15 protein-coding genes are annotated in these 18,363 nt (G+C 54.5%); 3 read left to right on the forward strand and 12 right to left on the reverse strand.

From position 1 onward, the window contains the following. Positions 1–315: 315 nt before the first annotated feature. From FE784_RS07555 to FE784_RS07575, 5 genes are all read right to left on the reverse strand, one after another. A complete protein-coding gene (locus FE784_RS07555) occupies positions 316–1,161 on the reverse strand; it encodes a YitT family protein (protein ID WP_139601553.1) in 846 nt (281 codons plus the stop codon). Positions 1,162–1,375: 214 nt separating this feature from the next. Continuing rightward, positions 1,376–1,729 (reverse strand): hypothetical protein, encoded by a 354-nt coding sequence (locus FE784_RS07560; RefSeq protein ID WP_139601529.1) that lies wholly within the window; start codon positions 1,727–1,729, stop codon positions 1,376–1,378. Between the two features lie 218 nt (positions 1,730–1,947). Beyond that, positions 1,948–3,240, reverse strand: a complete 1,293-nt coding sequence (locus FE784_RS07565) for an ABC transporter substrate-binding protein (RefSeq protein WP_139601530.1) — start codon at positions 3,238–3,240, stop codon at positions 1,948–1,950. 20 nt (positions 3,241–3,260) lie between these two features. Next, a complete protein-coding gene (locus tag FE784_RS07570; protein WP_139601531.1) occupies positions 3,261–4,919 on the reverse strand; it encodes an extracellular solute-binding protein in 1,659 nt (552 codons plus the stop codon). Positions 4,920–4,955: 36 nt separating this feature from the next. Beyond that, positions 4,956–6,830: a pectinesterase family protein gene (locus FE784_RS07575; RefSeq protein ID WP_139601532.1), complete on the reverse strand. Its 1,875-nt coding sequence runs from the start codon at positions 6,828–6,830 to the stop codon at positions 4,956–4,958. Positions 6,831–7,100: 270 nt separating this feature from the next. Here FE784_RS07575 and FE784_RS07580 point away from each other — a divergent pair, with 270 nt between their 5' ends. Then, on the forward strand, positions 7,101–9,383 hold the full coding sequence (locus tag FE784_RS07580) for a helix-turn-helix transcriptional regulator (protein WP_139601533.1): 2,283 nt from the start codon (positions 7,101–7,103) through the stop codon (positions 9,381–9,383). Here FE784_RS07580 and FE784_RS07585 read toward each other — a convergent pair whose 3' ends face one another. From FE784_RS07585 to FE784_RS07610, 6 genes are all read right to left on the reverse strand, one after another. Then, positions 9,384–10,013 carry a DedA family protein gene (locus tag FE784_RS07585; RefSeq protein WP_246131939.1) on the reverse strand — a complete coding sequence of 210 codons (630 nt, stop codon included), beginning with the start codon at positions 10,011–10,013 and terminating at the stop codon, positions 9,384–9,386. It abuts the gene before it with no gap. A gap of 275 nt (positions 10,014–10,288) precedes the next feature. Further along, the gene (locus FE784_RS07590) at positions 10,289–11,350 is read right to left on the reverse strand and encodes a Gfo/Idh/MocA family protein (RefSeq protein WP_139601535.1); all 1,062 of its coding nucleotides are present in this window, start codon (positions 11,348–11,350) and stop codon (positions 10,289–10,291) included. Positions 11,351–11,507: 157 nt separating this feature from the next. Then, the gene (locus tag FE784_RS07595) at positions 11,508–12,389 is read right to left on the reverse strand and encodes a YitT family protein (protein ID WP_176706029.1); all 882 of its coding nucleotides are present in this window, start codon (positions 12,387–12,389) and stop codon (positions 11,508–11,510) included. Between the two features lie 4 nt (positions 12,390–12,393). Beyond that, positions 12,394–13,638: a cation:proton antiporter gene (locus tag FE784_RS07600; protein WP_139601537.1), complete on the reverse strand. Its 1,245-nt coding sequence runs from the start codon at positions 13,636–13,638 to the stop codon at positions 12,394–12,396. Between the two features lie 2 nt (positions 13,639–13,640). After that, on the reverse strand, positions 13,641–14,138 hold the full coding sequence (locus FE784_RS07605) for a cation:proton antiporter regulatory subunit (RefSeq protein ID WP_139601538.1): 498 nt from the start codon (positions 14,136–14,138) through the stop codon (positions 13,641–13,643). A gap of 205 nt (positions 14,139–14,343) precedes the next feature. Then, a complete protein-coding gene (locus tag FE784_RS07610; RefSeq protein ID WP_139601539.1) occupies positions 14,344–14,700 on the reverse strand; it encodes a hypothetical protein in 357 nt (118 codons plus the stop codon). Positions 14,701–15,054: 354 nt separating this feature from the next. On the opposite strand from FE784_RS07610, the gene FE784_RS07615 reads away from it, so the two are divergent. Next, the gene (locus FE784_RS07615) at positions 15,055–16,014 is read left to right on the forward strand and encodes a cation diffusion facilitator family transporter (protein ID WP_139601540.1); all 960 of its coding nucleotides are present in this window, start codon (positions 15,055–15,057) and stop codon (positions 16,012–16,014) included. Positions 16,015–16,325: 311 nt separating this feature from the next. Further along, positions 16,326–17,606: an ABC transporter substrate-binding protein gene (locus tag FE784_RS07620; RefSeq protein ID WP_139601541.1), complete on the forward strand. Its 1,281-nt coding sequence runs from the start codon at positions 16,326–16,328 to the stop codon at positions 17,604–17,606. A gap of 501 nt (positions 17,607–18,107) precedes the next feature. On the opposite strand, the gene FE784_RS41555 is transcribed toward FE784_RS07620, so the two are convergent. After that, on the reverse strand, positions 18,108–18,363 hold a 256-nt coding region (locus FE784_RS41555), incomplete at its 5' end, for a hypothetical protein (RefSeq protein ID WP_218103756.1).

An 18,363-nucleotide genomic window follows, 5' to 3' on the forward strand; every position in this document is an offset into this window, starting at 1 on the left:
TGACATCATTCAGTCGCCCTGACGGGAGTTGATCCCCGAGCTTTAGAGATTGCTTTTCTTTGTTCAGAATGTCCTCTGAAACGTAAGAAAAACCGTCAGGGACACCTGACGGTCCTTTCGTGTTGCTGCAGCGCGTTGGAGGGAACAGATATCTGGCTCCCGCCCCTCGCTCAAGTCGCGTTGTTCTTGATGAATACGCTCCAATATCCATTCCCTTTGACCTCTTACGAGTTGCCTCCGACTTCGACCGGGTAAGCGGCCGCGAGCACGGGGCTTCCGTCTGTATGCGAATATTCCCTGAGCGCCGCGGCGCCGTCAGTGAATATCTTTTTTCTTGAATCTGCCGCCCTTGACGTCATGGATGTTGCCGACGGCCAAAAAGGCGGACGGATCGATCTCTTCGACGATCGTTTTCATTTTCGCTTCCTCGAGACGGGTAATGACGCAGAAGATTACCCGCTTCTCTCCGCCCGTAAAAGCGCCTTCGCCATGCAAATAAGTAACGCCCCGGCCCAGCCGGTGAATGATCGCCTGGCCGATCACATCGTGCTTCTCGCTAATAATCCATACCGACTTCGACTCGTCGAAGCCTTCGATAATGACATCGATCATTTTATAGGCGATAAAATAGGCGATCAGCGAATACATCGCGCGATCCCAGCCGAACACGAAGCCGGCGCTCGCGAGGATGAATACGTTTAAAAACATGACGATCTCGCCGACTGAAAACGGCGATTTTTTCGTAACCAATATCGCGACGATTTCCGTACCGTCAAGCGATCCCCCGAAGCGGATAACCATGCCTACGCCGACGCCGAGAATTATGCCTCCGAATACGGCGGCGAGCAGCGGATCGTCGGTAAGCGGCTGGACGGGGTGGAGCAGCCAAGTGCCCGCGGACATGACGACGACCGCGAACAAGGTGGACAAGGCGAACGTCTTGCCGATCTGCTTATAACCCAAGTAAAAGAACGGTATATTAAGGAGTAGCAGGAAAATGCCAAGCGGCAAACCGGACAAAGCGGACACGATGATCGAGATGCCGACGATGCCGCCGTCGATAATGTTGTTCGGCACAAGGAAGATTTCGAGTCCGACCGAGAATAGCGCCGAGCCGAACAGGATGAATAGCACCCTCTGGATGAATTTCGTTTTGGTCATATGGGTGTGCTGGGTTTGCGGCTGGACTTGCGCGTTTTGCAGCTGTACGGTGTCTGTTTTCATCGGAACCTCCTAATTGGTTGAGCTTGCTTCGCTGCGCATGCTTGGGGCATGCGGATATCGGATCATACGGGCACGACAAATAAACATCTGGCAGTGCTGCAAGGAATAGCGCGATCGCTAAGGAACCTGCAGGCCTTGACGGCGACATGCGTTAGACGACTACATAATTTGAAGTGAACTTGATCGGACGAAGCAGCAAGCTCTTCATCAGGAGAGGTATGGCGAAGGCGAGTCGAAGCTGCAGAGTGGATACGACATGGCCTAGCGGAAAGAACAGAACGGAATGGGTCGGACATGTGACGGATTCTTCCGGTTTTTCGAGGTTTTGCCCGGAAGCGTTAACCGCGGAGCATCCGTGCATCCCGGAGGATACGGCGGGGATCGCACTGGAGACGGGGGTGACGACCGTTTCGATCGTCGGCATGAGAAACGACCACACAAGGGCGAACGCGACGATCAGCTTCACATGAAGATGATACATTCGAACCGCTTTGGACGCAATCATACTATCCCCCCTCCCCGTTATCTCTCTGTAGCCAGAATATCACAAATTCGCGCAAATTTCAAAGGGAACCGCCGCGAGCCGCTTTTTTGATGCGATTCCCTCCGATTTGCTCCAAATATCACGTGTTGTGTCAGTTACCAATCCCGATTAATAAGGAAAAACCCGGTCTCACCGGCGAAGTCTTCCTTCGCGCATGATGTTCCGGGTAAATCGGCAATCTATTTTTTCTTCTCGGCGATACTTTTGTTCGCCGCCTCCTCCGCCTCGCGGAGCGCGCTGTTCATGTCGCTTTTGCCCGTAATAACATTCGTTCCGGCGGTGTTCAGCTGAGGGCTCGCGAGCTTATCGAATTCGTTCGAGTAGGCCAAATCCGCCGATTTGTGCTTGGATACGGCTTCTATGCGTTTACCCGCCAATCCTTCGACGGCACTCCCGAACGGCTTGATCATCTCCTCATCGGTCAAGATCGGCATCTTGCCGTTTTTGGACAAATTCAGCTGTACCTCTTTCGAATTCATGAGATAGGCGACTGCCTCGAAAGCCGCTTCTTTATGCTTGCTCGACTTGGACAGGACGAAATAGTACGGTTTGTAAAAACCGGACACGCCCGGAGCGTCTTTCAATTGCGGCATGGCGGCGATATCCCAGTTAAGCGGGCTCCCGCTCTTGCGCACGCCCTCGAGCAAGCCGACCATAATACTGAAGCTTTGCTGCAGCATCGCAAGCCTCTGCTCCTTGTAGAACGTTTCGTTGGTCAATTTTTCGTTTCCTGGAATGCTATTGATGTCGTTGAACAAGGTGAGCGCCTTCTTCCAAGAGTCGGTCTGGAGCGACGCGGTCCCGGTTTTCGGATCGATGACGGGATATCCCCATTGCGTGCCTGTCGTATGAAGGTTGATTGTGCGCATGCCCGCATATTGGACGCCGCCGTCCAAACGCGTCATTCGTTTGACAAGCGCGATGAACTCGTCGTAATTCATATCGTCCGTCGGATACGGGACGCCGAATTTCTGAAACAAATCTTTGTTGTAGAACAGCATCATCCTATCCATATAGAACGGCAGAGCATACAGCTCTCCTTTCGTGCCGATCCGCTTGCCGCCTTCTATCATCTGCGGGTTGACTCCCCCGAGCGCTACTTGCTTCGCTTTCACGAATTCGTTCAAGTCTTGGGGGTAGTCGAACTCCAGCAGGCCGGACAAGTTCGGATAGTCCGTAAATACGATATCCGGAACGTTACCCGCCGTTATCAGATTTTGCAGCGTGCTCCCTTTCAGTTGATCGAGAAATTCGAACGAAATGTGCGGATATTTCTTTTTTACGGGCATTATGATATTCGATTCGATGTCTTCTTGCGAAATGGCCGTGTTGAAGTTGTTGATCTTAAGCGTAATCGGCTCGGGAGGAAGCCCGGCTTTCGGTTCGGCGTTTTGTACCGCGGCTTTGCCGGAGCATCCGGATAAAATCAGAATGAAACAAATCAGTGCGGCCATTCCTTTATGGTTAACCATGTGGGCCCCTTCTCTCTACTTTATTTTTGCTCGGCGTACCATTCGTTCGCTTCTTTCGTAATGGCATCCCCGCCAAGCCTTTTCCAGTCGGAAACGTACTTGTCGAACTCGTCTATCGAAGCGGTTCCCGCGATAATTTGCAGAAACGTTTCATCGCGGAGTTTGTTCAAGCCTTCGCCTTTCTCCGCCATAGTCGGAGTCGGCGTAGCATTATACCGGTTCGGCACGAAGCGATTGTTCCGGATAATGTCGTCGACGATCGCACCGGAGCTGCCGGGCCCGTTCTGGGCGTATTCTCCCCACAGCTTCTTGTCTCCGTTCAAATACCGCATGATCCGGTCGTATACGTTGCGGCGTTCGGGAGCGAGCTGCTCCGCCTTTTTGCTGCCGTTCAGAACTGCCGCCGCCTGCCTGTAATTCTCGATATTGTTGTCCGACAAATAAATCCGGATCGGAGCCATCGACCAGATGGCGGACTTGTCCTCCTTGCTCGGATTGACGAGCGTGTAGAACAGCTCCTCCGACGTGTTGAAATAGTACGCGTTCAACCAAAGCTCCAGCATGTGGGACAGCGCTTCGGGATGCTTCGTCCCCTTTTTGACGACCCAATAATATTTGTAAATATTCAGCTGCAGCGGATACAGCACCGGATCGCCGTCCGCCGAAGGAATCGCATATGCCTGCCATTCCCGATCCGGCGTTAGGCTTGCGAGCGGATAGTTCGCTGAGCCCCGTGATCCCGCCATCATGCCGATTTTCCCCGCGCCGATGCTCTCGAATACTTTGAATGAGGGCTTGACGGTAAACTCCGGATCGATCTGCCCGGCCTGGAACAATTCCTTCAGCTTGCCCAGCCCCCGCTTCATCTCGGGCTGAATCGTACTGTAAGCGAGCTTGCCGTTCGCGTCCGCAAGCCAAATGTCCCAGTAGGCATGATAGCCGTTCATCAGGCCGATCGCCATTCCCAAGTCGCGGTCGAGAGCGAGGCCGAACGTATCCTTCTTGCCATTCCCGTCCGGGTCGCGGTTTGTAAACGCTTCAGAAATGGCCCATACGTCGTCCATCGTTGTCGGCGCGGGAAGCTTCAGCTTCTCCATCCAGTCTTTGCGAATCCATAAAATGGCGGGGCTTTCCTTGGCCGTCCCGGTAAAAGGGATCGCCATCAGCCTTCCGTCGATCGCGGCCGACCGGATCACGTCCGGGCCGGCGTCCCGTATAACCCTCTTCAAGACCTCGGGGGCATTGTTCTCGTAAACGGAGGTCAAGTCTTCCAGCAAGCCGGCCTGGGCGAGCTGTTTGAATTGCGCCGGAGTGGCCGCGAAGAAATCGGGCAAATCGCCGGACGAAATCATCAGATTCGTCTTCTTCACGTATTCCGCCTCGGGGACCGTCCATTCGGTTTTGACTTTGATGCCGAGATGACGCTCGATATAGCGGGTCCAAGGGTTGTTTCGGAAATCGTCCCCATTGAAATATTTGACCGAAGGAAGGCTGAACGCAACCGTAGTCAATTCGATTGGAGGATCATATTTCGCAGGCCCCCCCGTCGCGCTCGGCTTTTGGCCTACGTCCTGCGCTTTCGGCTTCTTCGCCGGATCATCATTGTTGTCGCAGCCCGACAGGAGCATCATGACAGTCAAACAAACCGAAATTGCCGACGACGACCCGACCCGTTTCATCGTTATACCCCCGTTATGGAATGATCCGGGCTCCGGCTACAGCAGAGAAACCTGCTTCCACCCCGTATTGCCCGTTCCCGATTGCTTCAAATACTTGATGCCCGAAGCCGTATCCGTATACTCGGAGCCCGGCGGCGCGGACAGCACGCCCTCCGGCGCGCCGGTATCCTGTATCCGGTAATAGCCGCTCGTCGCTTCCACGTTGACGCCTTCCACGACGCCGACGGCATAATTGCTCAGCTTGTTGCCGAACGACTGCACGTCTACGATCCGGATGTCGGAGGGCTTCACGCCGCCCGCATGCGGGAAAAATTCGATGCCGTAATCCTGTGTCTTCGTCGCCTGATTGTCGAATACCCGTCCGCCCTGCACCGTCACTCGGCTGGCGCCGCGTATGACGATTCCGCCGATCGTGAGCAGCTGCGCGTTATTGTACACGTTCGGGTCGATCACATCGACAGTCGTCACCAAACCGGCCCCGTTGTCGATGAGAATGCCGCCGCTCCCATTTTCCTTAGAAGTATGATTCGCGACGGTCACCTGATGTCCTCCCGTAATATTGACGCCATGCAGCTTATTGTTGCTCGTATCCGCCCCGATGATTTGGAAATGACGGGGATACTGCCCGGCGACATTCGTCCCTGTCAGTATGCCGTGCCCCTGATTGTTGTGGAACTGTCCGCCGATCACTTGGACGTTCGTGGCGGGCGTACCCGCGGGAGCCGGATAACCGTCCGTCGAAATTTGCAGTCCCGCCCCTTGATTATGGTGCGAATTGCAATGCACGAACTGAATCCGGTCGGCTCCCGACACCCCCATGCCGGGCTGAGCTCCGAGATGGCCGGAGACGTTGCGCGCCTCGCAGCCCTCCACGCGCAAATCATGCGTGCCGTTGGCCACATAATAGCCCGGCTTGCTGACGCCGTCCACGACGCAGTTGCGGATGACGCCGTTCGTTCCCTGCGAGGTGGCGATGCCGTTCGTAATCCGCTGTCTGGCCGTCAGCTGCGCCGAATCGCCGATTACCCGCACGTTGTCGACCAGCACGTCGACGCAATAATTCAAAGCGACAATGCCCGCATTGTTCGGCCCGAATCCTTTGATGGCCTGGAACGCCAGATCACGCACGACAACATTGCGCACCGGCTCCAGCGTCGCCGAGGGCGGAGTCGTTTTGTTGACGAGCAGCGCGATATAGTCCGTCTCCAGTGAAATAACGGACGCTCCGGTCCCTTGCAGAACGATGTTGTCCACTTCGGCGCGAATCGCCTGATTCACGATGTAGGTCCCGCTGGGAATCCAGACGACGGTCGTTCCGGTCGTTCCGGATTTGACCGCTTCGATAGCCGCCTGGATGGCGCACCAATCCGTCTCGTCCGTAAGCGCCTTGGCGTGCGGATAGACGGCCCGGGCTGCGGCCAAGGTAGCGAACGTGCCGGACAACGGATGATTGAAGCCGTCGCCGATCGCCCCGAACCATTTCACATCGACCGATTCGCCGATAATCCGCTTGAATCTCGCGCCTGAAGAGGCAACGAATACCGTGCCGTTATTGTCGGCGGTCGTCGCGTCGGTCGGGTCATAATAAAACATTCCTTCCCGTCCCCGGTCCGTTACGTAATAAAGACAGCCTTCGTCAGCCGACGCGAAGGTCCGCAGTTCGCCGATCGCAACAGGGGCGACGCAATCCCCGGCGCAGTCCGGCGAACCCGGACCGTAAACGGCGGCAGTCACGCTTCCGGCTCCTTCGGCTGTCGATGTCCGATTCAGCAAGCTTGCCGAAAGTAAGCCGACGCTCGTCATTCCCATAACCGCGAGCATGCTTCTGCGGCTCAACCGTTTGCCGTCCGATACCGTTACCCCGCGTTTCCCGGCTTCCGCCGCAATGACCCTTTCTTCCATTTCGCCCATCTTCCCCGCCTCCTATGCATTCGGCCGGTCTGACGAAGTCTGCTCTCGATGCCGCTTCCCCGACGGCCTTGCATGTCTATCGTAGCGAAACGGCGGGCGGACAGAAATCGCCATAAGAGCATTTTGTATTCCTTCCTGCATACTTGTTGCGCCATTGAGCCGTTTCTCTGCATAATGGAATAATGTATGCGGAATTGCATATGGGGATGGCCCGTATGATTTGCCATAATAGAAACATACTTATCGTCTGGAACAAGGAGTGGCTGCAGCATGACGTTCCGTTTGCGATGGATCAGAAATACATTGTTCGTCAGACTGATGGTCGGCTTCTGGACCATTATCGCGATTTCGTTCGCCTTCAACGCCTTGTCGTTCCATGTTTTCTCCGGGAGTATCCGCGAGGAATTGATCCGGTACAATACGCTCAACCTGGCGAATACGGCGAACGGGTACGAGAAGCAGCTCGGATTGCTGAACGATCTGCTGGACAGCTTCTACTTCAACGGAACGCTGGGCGGCTTGGACAATCGGAGAAGCGACGGCGGCGTCAACTTCGAGTCGATCAACCGCGTGACCGAACAGTTCAAAGCGATTGCAGACGATTACAATTTGTACGTGAACGATGCGTTCGTCTATTACAAAAACAGCGACAGCGTCATTAACAAAACAAGCCTGCACACTTCGCGGGACATGTTCGAGACCTACTATAAATCCGAGGCTTACCCTCGCGAATTTTGGTCCGGGCAGTTCGGGCAGGACTATCATATGAAGCTGCATCCTTCGGCGACGTTCCAGACGCCGCGTCTGGACACCTCCATAGCCGGGTCCGGCGTATATTTTCCGCTGATCGTCAAAAGCAAGCTGTACAGTCAGGCGTATATGGCCGCGATGCTGGACGCCTCCGCCATGTTCGAGCATCTGCACTTGTCCGTCAACGACAATTTTTATATCGTCGATGACGAGGGTCGTTTGTACTATAGCTCGTCCGGACTCGACAGGGAGGGGCTTCCGCTCCGCTTCGGAGAAGGCGGGACGCATCCGCTCGGCGGGCGGTACTACTTTACCCACCGCAGCGCGGCAACCGGACTGACTTATGTAAACGTCATTCCGTTCGAGCACATTTCCCGGCAAATGAACAGTTTGCGGCTCGTCTTGATCGGTTTGATAGCGCTTTCGGCAATCGTCAGCCTCATCTTGTCCGTTCCGCTCAGCAGCAAAATCCGTCATCCGATCGATACGATCCTCGAATCGTTGAAGCACGGCCGCAAGGCGAACGCCGCTGACGGGGGAAACGATATTCACGAATTCATTCAAATCCGCAACGGCATAGACCGGATGATGGATTCGATGCACAGGAAAGATTCGCTGTTGCGCAAATACGGTTATTTGGACAAGCTGAAGGACACGAATATGAACCACAAGGATGTGCAGCGGCTCATCGATACGGAGCGGCCCCATTTCTTCCTGATGTTCCATATTCAGTACGTCGACCGGCCCCAATCGTCTGCCGGCTGGCAGCGGAGATCGACTTTTTTTCTCGAATTCGTCAATTTGAATATCAATGAGACGTTCCCCGATTCCGTAACGCTGCAAATCGAAAAAGACGTCATCGTCTCGATCGCGTTTCCCGAGGACGAGGGCGCCGAAGCGGCCATGCTCGACAAGCTGCACTATTTGAAGCAAGTGTTCGATCATGACAAGCAGCATTACCGTCTGACGATCGCATTCCATCCGCAGCTGCGCCTTCCGTCGGAATTTTCCGCGGCTTACCGGGAGGCGGCCGATATGATCCGCAAGCGCAAGCTGAACGACGAAACCCAGATCATCACCGACTCTAGCCCGGTCGAGGAGCCGTATCCGCTCTCGCCCGAAGAGGAGCGTCAATTCATGGACAGCCTCTTGGCAGGCAACGAGCCCAATATGGTACACGCGATTGTCCGTTCGTTCGAGAGGCTGCGCAAGCTCGATGCCGGCGAAGCGCAATACAAGCAGTTCGCCCATACGATCGTGTCCAAAGTGCTGCTGGCGCTCATGTCGAACAAGATCGATACCGGGGAGCTGCAGCCGGAGCATTCGCCTTTCGAGGAAATCGATTCGTTCGTTTCGCCAGGGCAGTTCGAAGCGTTCTTCGACAACTTGCTGGGCAGAGCGGCCGCCATGATGGAGGAAAAACGCGCGCAGAAAGACCCGATCGTCGATTTCGTGCGCGATTTTATCGAGAACCGGTACGGGGACGATCTGTATTTGGACCTGATCGCGGACAAGCTGAACATTTCGCCCGGTTATTTGCGCCAATATTATAAAGAGAAGACAGGCCGCAGCATCAGCGACAGCGTCGATGACGTCCGCATCCGCAACGCGAAGCGTTTTCTTGCGGAGTCCGACTGGAAAGTTCACGAGATCGCGGCCAAGGTCGGCTACCGGAACGCCAACTCCTTTATCCGCATGTTCCGCCGGCTGACGAACATGACGCCGGGTGAATACCGCCGGGGTACCGCAACCGGGGCGATCACGGACAAGCCTGCGATTGGCGGCAGCCCGGCCGATGGTTGACTAGCGCACGCCGTTATCCGGGGAAACGGCCAGCAGCGCTTTTTTCTTGAGCAGCTTCGCCCTGTAGGATTTGACAGTCAGGATGATCGCGATCCCGACGGCGATGCACACAGCCGCTCTCCACGAATAAGCGGAAATCATATGCAGCAGATGGTCCAATTGCTTGCCGAAGATGCGGCCGATCGTTACGTACGCAATCACCCATACGAAGGCGCTAATATGATTGAACAGCAGAAAGGTGCCGAGACGTATCCGCATTATGCCCGAAACATAACCCGTAAAGTGGCGCAGGCCGGGTACAAAATAGCTGACCAGCAACAGCTTGCTGCCGTATTTCCCAAACCAATCCGCCAGCTTGTCTATCCGCTCCCTGGACAGGAACACATATTTCCCGTACGTCTCGAAAAACGGCCTGCCCAGCTTGCGGCCGAGCGCATAGGTGAGCATCGTTCCGATGGTCGCGCCGAGGAATGAATACAGCATCGCCAACAGCAAGTCCGATTTGCCCAAATAGGCCATATGTCCGGACAACGCCATAGCCAATTCGCCGGGAAAAGGCAAGGCGAGCGATTCCGCGAATAAGCCGAAAAACAACAAAAAATATCCGTACTGCTCGAATAGACCGTTCATCCACTCCACAAAAACCGCTCCCAACTCGCAAAATGGCATCCGCCATCGTGATGATAGGAACAGTATACCGAACGCGCCGCGGTTCATGAACGGACCCGCGATCGGTTGTTGCCCGGTCGATGGTCGAGGGACAATGCCAGCCCAGCCGTATGGGCGCATGCATTCAAGCATGCCAAACAAACCCGGATCGCTCCGTGCCGGGGCTAAATCGCCCCAAGCCGGAACCTCCGGGTTCGTATACAATCGTTCGCTGCGCCGCTAAGCTTGCGCAGACGTTATGCCTTCGCTTGCTCCCATGGCTGATCCAATCCGAGACCGCGCAGGTCCGCGACCGTATTGTTGCGCTCCGCCTCGTACAGCTTCCAGATGACGCGCAAGCCTTGCAGGCTTGTCGGTCCGTCCGTGATCGGGCGGGAGCCGTCGCGGATGCAATCGAGGAAATGCTCGAGCTCGTGGTGCGTGAACTTGCCGGAGGCGTCCGCCTCATACAGCACCTTTTTGCGCGATTCCGTATCCAGATTGGCCTTCTCTTCCTTAATATGCGTATGCGCGTACAGCTTCTTCTCCGCCAGGTTGATTTCGAGCATCCCTTCGGTGCAATGCGCGTGAATGCTCCAGCCGAGACGCGTTCCGCGGGCCCCCCACGTACCGAAATGATAGCCGAGAGCGCCGTTCTCGAACTCGATCGTCACGTTGCTCGTGCCTTCCTTCTCCATCCATGGCGTACCGAAGTTCGTGCCGATATGCGTGCCGCGAACCGGACGGCCGAGGAACCAGAGCAGCAGATCGACGTAGTGGCAGCCGTGGCTGAAAAATTGTCCGCCGCCAAGACGGTCCGCGGAAAGCGCCCAGTGTCCTTCCTTGTAGCGCGTGAACTGCTCCGTCCAAACGGACATTTGGAAGCATTCCCCGTATTCCTTCGAATCGATCAGTTCCTTCAGCTTCAGCACGATCGGCCAGAAGCGGACCGGGTAAGCGGTCATGAGCACTTTTCCTACCTGCTCCGACGTCTCGATCAGCTGGATGCATTCCTCTTCCGTATTGCACATCGGCTTTTCCATCAGCACATGCTTGCCCGCTTTCAGACAGGTCATGCCTACTTCAAAGTGCAAATCATGCGGCAGAACGACCAGCACGGCGTCCACATGGTCCAGCAGCTCGCGGTAATCGGCTACCGCAAGCTTCGCTCCGGTAAGCTCCGCCGCTTTCTGCGCGCGTTCCAGCTCGATGTCGCAGGTCGCCGCGATTTCGACGCGGTCGGACAAGTAATGGAAGCCGCCGGAATGGGAGCCTGCCATTCCTCCGCAGCCGATAATGCCAAGACGAATTTTACTCATGTTTTTATCATCCCTTCTTCTGCATCAAGTTCGTTGTTGCCGTCTTTCGTTTTCACAAGTTCATCATAAACCGTCCGGGACGTACAATCTTTATCATCCCGGTCCGTTGTTTTGCACTTTTTGAAAACGAAGCGGACGACTCGCGCAGGAAGGAAGGTCATTGCAAATATTTGTACTCGTCGTATTTCGCGCTCGCAAGCGGGGTCATGCTGACCGTCGCGGACGGATCCGTTTCCCGCAGCACGTCGCGAAGCGTGCCCTCCTGCTCCCGGGAAATGATCACGGTCATATCCCCGAAGCCTTCCGATGACCGGGACGACGGCGAGAAGACCGAAAAATCGGAACCGAACCGGTGCTGCAAATCCGTGCGGATCGCATCAAGCCGCCCTCCCTGAATCCGGACGAGCGTGTAACGGTGATGGCCTCTCATCGTATAGCGGAGCGATTGATAAGCCACATAATAGGCGATGACCGAATAAAGTGCCTGCTCCCACCCGAATAATAAGCCTGCCAGCGCCAGGATGGACAAATTGACGAGCATGACGAGCTCCGCGATCGAAAGCGGGACTTTGCTTTTTACCCAGTAAGCCGCTTCGTTGACTCCGTCCGTATAGCCCCCGATTCTTAGAATCAAGCCCGCGCCGCAGCCGAGCGCAAGTCCTCCGAGCAGCGAAGCCGCAAGCGAATGTTCCGTAAGAGGCGGAATCGGATCCAGCAGCACGGCGACGAACGAAGTGACGGTTAACGCCGCGGTGCGGATCACGGCGGACCGCATCCCGCGGCCGGGCTGGGCAAGAAACAGAAACGGAACGTTGATAAGGAATAAAAACAGTCCCATCTGCATCTCCGTAACGTGCGACAGCATAATCGAAATGCCTTGAGCGCCTCCCGCGACAAGCCGGTTCGGCTTCAAAAAAAGCTCGAGTCCGACCGCGATGAGAACGACTCCGGCGATAAAGGAAAGCACGGCTGGCCAACCGATCCGGGCAAAACCCCCGAACCGTTTCGGACGATTACCGATTTTCATGGCGCCCCGCATCGCGTCAGCCCTCCCGCCGTTCGGCTTGGGCCCGTTCGGCCGCCTGGGCGTTCTCCTTCGCTTTTGCGTTCTCTTTACGGGCATAGAACAGCTTGTAGACGCGTTTCGATTCTTTAGTGAGCAGAGGACCGAGTATAGCCAGAATGAGTACGTACAAAGCGGCGAACGGCTGCAAAATAGTCATCAGGCCGCCGGCTTTGCCCAAATTCGCCATGACGATCGAGAATTCGCCCCGAGAGACGATCGTAAGCCCGATATTGACGGACGCTTTCGGGGATAAGCCCGCGCTTTTCCCCGCGAGCATGCCGGCCACGAAGTTGCCGATCAGCGTAATGACGACCGCGCCCAGAGACAGCCATACCGCGCCGCCCAGCGTCGTCGGATCGATCGTGAGTCCGAAGCTGAAGAAGAACATCGCGCCGAAAAAATCGCGGAACGGCAATATCATATGCTCGATCCGTTTCATATGATCGGTTTCCGCCAGCACGAGGCCGACGAGCAGCGCCCCGATCGCTTCCGCGACATGGATCGTTTCGGAAAATCCGGCGATTACCATCAGCCCGCCGAAGATGACGAGGAGAAACAGCTCGTTCGAGCGGATGTCCAGCACCTTGTTCAGCAGCGGCACCGCCTTCCGCCCGATGACGAGGACGGCCAGCATGAAGCCGAGCGCGATGAGCGCCGACAACGCGACACCCGCGAACGAAGTCGATCCGCTGAGCACAAGACCGGACAGGATCGAAATATAGACGGCCAAAAATACGTCCTCGAACATAATGATGCCGAGAATCATCTCCGTCTCCGGATTGGCTGTCCGCTTCAGATCGACCAGCACCTTCGCGACGATGGCGCTTGACGAAATCGTCGTAATGCCGGCGATTACGAGCATTTCCTTGAACGGCATGCCCGCAAGTAATGCAAACAACAGGCCGAGCGTGAAATTGATGGCGATATAGATCGTGCCGCCGACGACGATCGACCGTCCCGATTTGATCAAGCGGCCGACCGAAAACTCCAGACCGAGGTAAAACAGCAGGAACAGTACGCCGAGCCGTCCCATAAATTCGATTAACGGGGCGCTCTCGATGAAGCGGAAGTCGAACACGCCCCATTTGGGCGCATGCGGTCCGACAGCCATGCCGACCAAAATGTAGAACGGAATAACCGAAAATTTCAGTTTGACCGACAACAGGCCGGCCACGGCGATGAGGACGACGGCGAGCCCGATCTCCAGTACGAGGTGGTCCATAATCAATGGCCCCCGTGCTGAAGAAGCTGCTTCAGCAATTTCAGATGGTTCCGCTCACCCGCGACTACCAATGTGCTGCCGCCCTGCAGTCTGTAGTCGGGGCCCGGATTGATATGGTGCGTATGGTCGGGATACACGGCGGCTATAATGCTCGCGCCGCTTTTTTGGCGGACGTCCAGCTCGCCGATGGACATGCCGACGCTTTTGTAATCGGGATCGATGCGGTACCATTCGATGATCAAATCGTTCAACGCGACTTCGATCGTCTCCAGCGCTTTCGGCTTGTAATACATGCCTCCGAGAATGGCCGCGATCGTTCTCGCTTCGTCGTCTTCCAACGTTACGACCGAGACGCTCTCTTCCGGATCGTACCGGTCCGGAGAATAAATCTCTCTTCTGCCGTCGTCATGGACGACGATCACGAATTTTTCTTTGGATTGCGTTTCCACTTCGTATTTGCGGCCGATTCCCGGCAAATCTGACTCCCTTATTGGTTTCATCCGTGTTCCTCCGATTGTGTGTATTGTGCGTCTAGTCTGCTTCTGGCGGCACAATCGGATAAAGGGGCAACGCCCGTATCGAAAAAAGGTGTTTCTTTGCGGGCATGCCAAACACAATACCCGTGCACCGAAAAACAGGTTGAACCTGCTGTTATTATTTTCCGACGGTAACGGCTTCATACCGAAAAGTTGTGAGATTGCGGAATCAGGCGCTTACAAACTTGGAAGTAAATTTGAGGGGACGCAAAAACAGCTGCTTGCGGAGCAGCGGCACAGGGGGGGCAAACCGTTCCAAGCGGGTACGGATGCGAATGTCGCACAGCAAAACGGAGCATAAAGGCAAAAAGATTGCAACAAGCGGAAGCAGCACGCGAAGCTTCTGCAAGAAATGGGCGGGGGCGCCGAGGGGCGAATGAATGGATGCCGGTGCCGATACGGCCGGAATCGATTGGGAAATAGGCGTAACGACCCTCTCGGCGGTCGGCATGAGAAACGACCAAAGAAGAGCGAACGCGACCGACACAAGTCCGAATGTACGGACAGCAGGACGTAGTACGATCAAGATGTCCTCCCTCCTTTCCCGTAGTAGTTAGGTTCATTTTAACATAAATTCGGTCAAAATCCAACCTTTATTCCAATTTATCGATCTATTTTGGCCTATTACTCGTTTTATCTCCAAATATCGTAAAATAACCGCCTAATGCTAAGCGTTGCTTCGATGCTCTCCCTTCGATTTGGCTTTCATTTTCCTCGGAATTGGTTCCTTTTTCCGATAACCATTATCGGTGATAACGATAACCATTCTCTCTTATTTAGAATTATTATAAATAAGTATTGAATTTAAGAAGCAACGGTGTATAATGAAAAACACGGACGCATTCGAGACGTCCTGTTTACGGAAGCGGGTGATTTGCCAATGTACGATTATCATCATCTTCGCCACGTCAAGGAACAAGCGACCTCCAAAAGAGCGCTATGGATTACTTTAATATTGACGGCATTTTTTACCGTTGTGGAAATTATAGGCGGCTTGGCGTCCAATTCCCTCGCCCTGTTGTCCGATTCGGCCCATATGGTGTCCGACGTCATCGCGCTCGGCTTGAGCATGACCGCCATCTATTTGGCTTCTCGGCCGCCTAACGCCAAATTCACGTTCGGATTTCTCCGTTTCGAGATCATCGCCTCCTTTTTGAACGGATTCGCGCTTTGTCTGATCGCCATCGGCATTTTCTATGAAGGCGTGCGTCGCGCCTTGAATCCGCAGGAAATCGATCTCGGCCTCATGCTGACCATCGCCTCCATCGGCTTTACGGTCAACCTGGTGCTCACATTCGTGCTGAGCCGGAGCATGAAGGAAGAAGAAAACCTGAACGTGAAAAGCGCGCTGTGGCATTTTATCGGCGACCTGCTCAGCTCGATCGGCGTCATCTTCTCCGCCATCATCATTTATTTTACCGATTGGGGCTGGGTCGATCCGCTCGTGAGCGTCGTCATCGGGGGCATCATTTTTACCGGCGGCGCGAAAATCGTCAAGGAATCGTATCTCATTCTGATGGAATCCGTTCCGGACAAATTCGATCTTGACGAGATCCGCAAGGCAATCGGCGAGGTGGAGGGCGTTGAGGATGTGCACGAGATGCACCTATGGGCCATTTCGTCCGATCACTATTCGCTGACCGCGCATGTGTTTATCAATGAGCACATCCAGCCGTTCTGCATTATTCTCGCCATCAACGAAACGCTGCAAAGCAAATACGGCATCGCGCATTCGACGATCCAGATGGAGCACGCGACGATTCACCCCCACGGCGAGTACGGCAAAGAGTTTCTACGGCATAAGGAAGAGGAAGAGAAAGCGCGGGAGCTTTTGAACTAAACTCGTTATTCGAAGAGACTGTCATCTTGCCGGTTCACCGGAAGAGGCAGCCTTTTTTTTGTGAAATGATCATATTTGAAACGAATTACACGAAAATACGCGAAAAGAAATGAAATCGAAAGAACGGCCGCGAACAACAGACTCTGCGATAATTTTTCAGGCAAAACACGACTACAGGAAACATTGTTTCAAACGTTGGTATTCGCATATAATGAAGACATTTATTGCCAATCCATACCGAATCGGGCTCCATACAGCATGCAGGTTCGGCGGTAAACGGTACGCCCATTTGAACGAACGGAGGTTGTTTGATGAAAAGGTGCTTGACTGCCCCCATTCTACTCGCCTTTGTAATCGCTTTCACTGGATGCTCTACCAATCAGGAAGCCGGCGTCGCCACGTCGCCGCAAAAACCGCCCGAACCCGTCACGATCAGGGTCCATCAGCTCGGAGCCTACTACACGGAACAAGATTTCAACGAATTGATCGCGGAGCCCGTCAAGAAAAAATACCCGCACATTACGGTAGAAATGGACAAAACGACGGAGGATTTGCCCGTCCTGCTGACCAAGGGCGAAACGATCGATTTTCTCGTTACGTACCACGGGCGCTTGTCCGCCTACAAAGATCTCGGCGTGTATTTGGATTTGCTCCCGCTCGCCAAGAAGTACAACTTCGATTTAAGCCGTTTCGACCAAGGCGCGCTGGATACGATCATAGCCAACTCGGACAAGGGCGAGCTGTATGCGCTGCCTTACGCGAACAACCTCAATGCGCTTTATTACAATAAAGATATATTCGATAAATTCGGGGTCGCATACCCGAAAGACGGATTGCTGTGGGAGGATACGGTCGAGCTTGCCAAGAAGCTGACCCGTCTCGACAATCAGACACAGTACCGCGGTCTTGAAGTGGACGATATCAACCGCCTTCTGTTCCCGCTCTCGCTGAACATCATCGAGGAGAAGACGGATAAAGTCACGGTCAACAGCGAGCCCTACAAAAGGGCGATCGAGATCGGCCGGCAAATTTATTCGATACCGGGCAACGATTTCAAAACCGGCTCGGCCATCGACCGATTTCTGAAAGACAAAAACGTGGCCATGATCACGACCGTCAACCTGTTCTTGCGCCTGAGACAGACGCCGGACCTGAACTGGGACGTCGCCCAATTTCCGAGCTACAAGGAAAAGCCCGATACGTACGGCATGTACGATCTGCACTGCATGATTCCGATGGCGGCCAGCAAAAACCGCGACGATCAAATGCGCGTACTGGAGGTACTGTTCTCGGACGAAGTGCAGACGATCATGTCGCGGAAATCGGCGAAGCTGCCGGTCATGAAAGATCCGAAGTACCGTCAAGCGTTCGGCCAGGATTTGCCGGAGCTGAAGGGCAAGCATATCGAAGGCGTGTTCAAGAGCAAGTCCGCCCCCGCTCCGGCCAATTCGATCTACTATGCCAAAGCGTTAAGCCTGCTGAACGCGGAATATGCGAACGTCGTCAAAAGCACGAAAGACGTCAACACGGCGCTGCGGGACGCGGAAGAACAAATCAAGCAGTACATCAACACGGAGAAAATCAATAAATAAAATGATGCGGAAAAGGAGCAGCCGTAAGGCGCAGCTGTAAGGCGCAGCTGTAAGGCGCAGCTGTAAGGCGCAGCTGTAAGGCGCAGCTCAAGGAACAATTATAAGTCGCAGCGGCGAGCCCCGATCATTCGGGGCTTTTTTTGTGCTGATCCGTGAGTTATCGCGACACAATGTTCGCGCTGCTCCTCGATCATCGGAAATCGACCCGTCTGCACAAGTAATACGTTACGCAGAGACACCAAGAACCTGATTTGCGGACCGGCCAGACCTTTTTGACCTCCAACGCTCACTGAATCCGGTCTAACGCAGCCACTAACGCCGCCTGAGCGGCCAGGAGGAAGACAAGGTACTGTTTCCGCGAATGGGTGCTGCCTGTCCGTCGGGTTCCAGGCGGACCTCGGTAGAGCGGTTTTCGCAAGCGCTAATTTGTTTTAGGCAGAAACTCGGCCAGATATACCTCTTCTCTCATCATGCGGAAGTTTGAGTTCCTCTATTGATGAACTAGGAGCCGGAAAAGTACTTAGAGGAACACTTTTTTCCTCTATTCTCGATTTGCCGGGCAAAATCCGTGCGATTTTCGGGAATAGAGGAACTTATTGTTCCGTTTGCCTCTTTTTCATACCGCTTTAAGCAAATAGCGGAACTAATCGTTCCCCATGTTGTTGAGAAAGTCAGAAAGAGAAAGAACCATCTGAAAGGAGTTGGGAAATATTCGTAAAGCGGAGCGGCTGACTTTAAAATCGAGTTGTACCCGCTT

Origin of the sequence: Paenibacillus hemerocallicola (assembly GCF_006265175.1) — a bacterium.
Taxonomy (GTDB): domain Bacteria; phylum Bacillota; class Bacilli; order Paenibacillales; family NBRC-103111; genus Paenibacillus_AB; species Paenibacillus_AB hemerocallicola.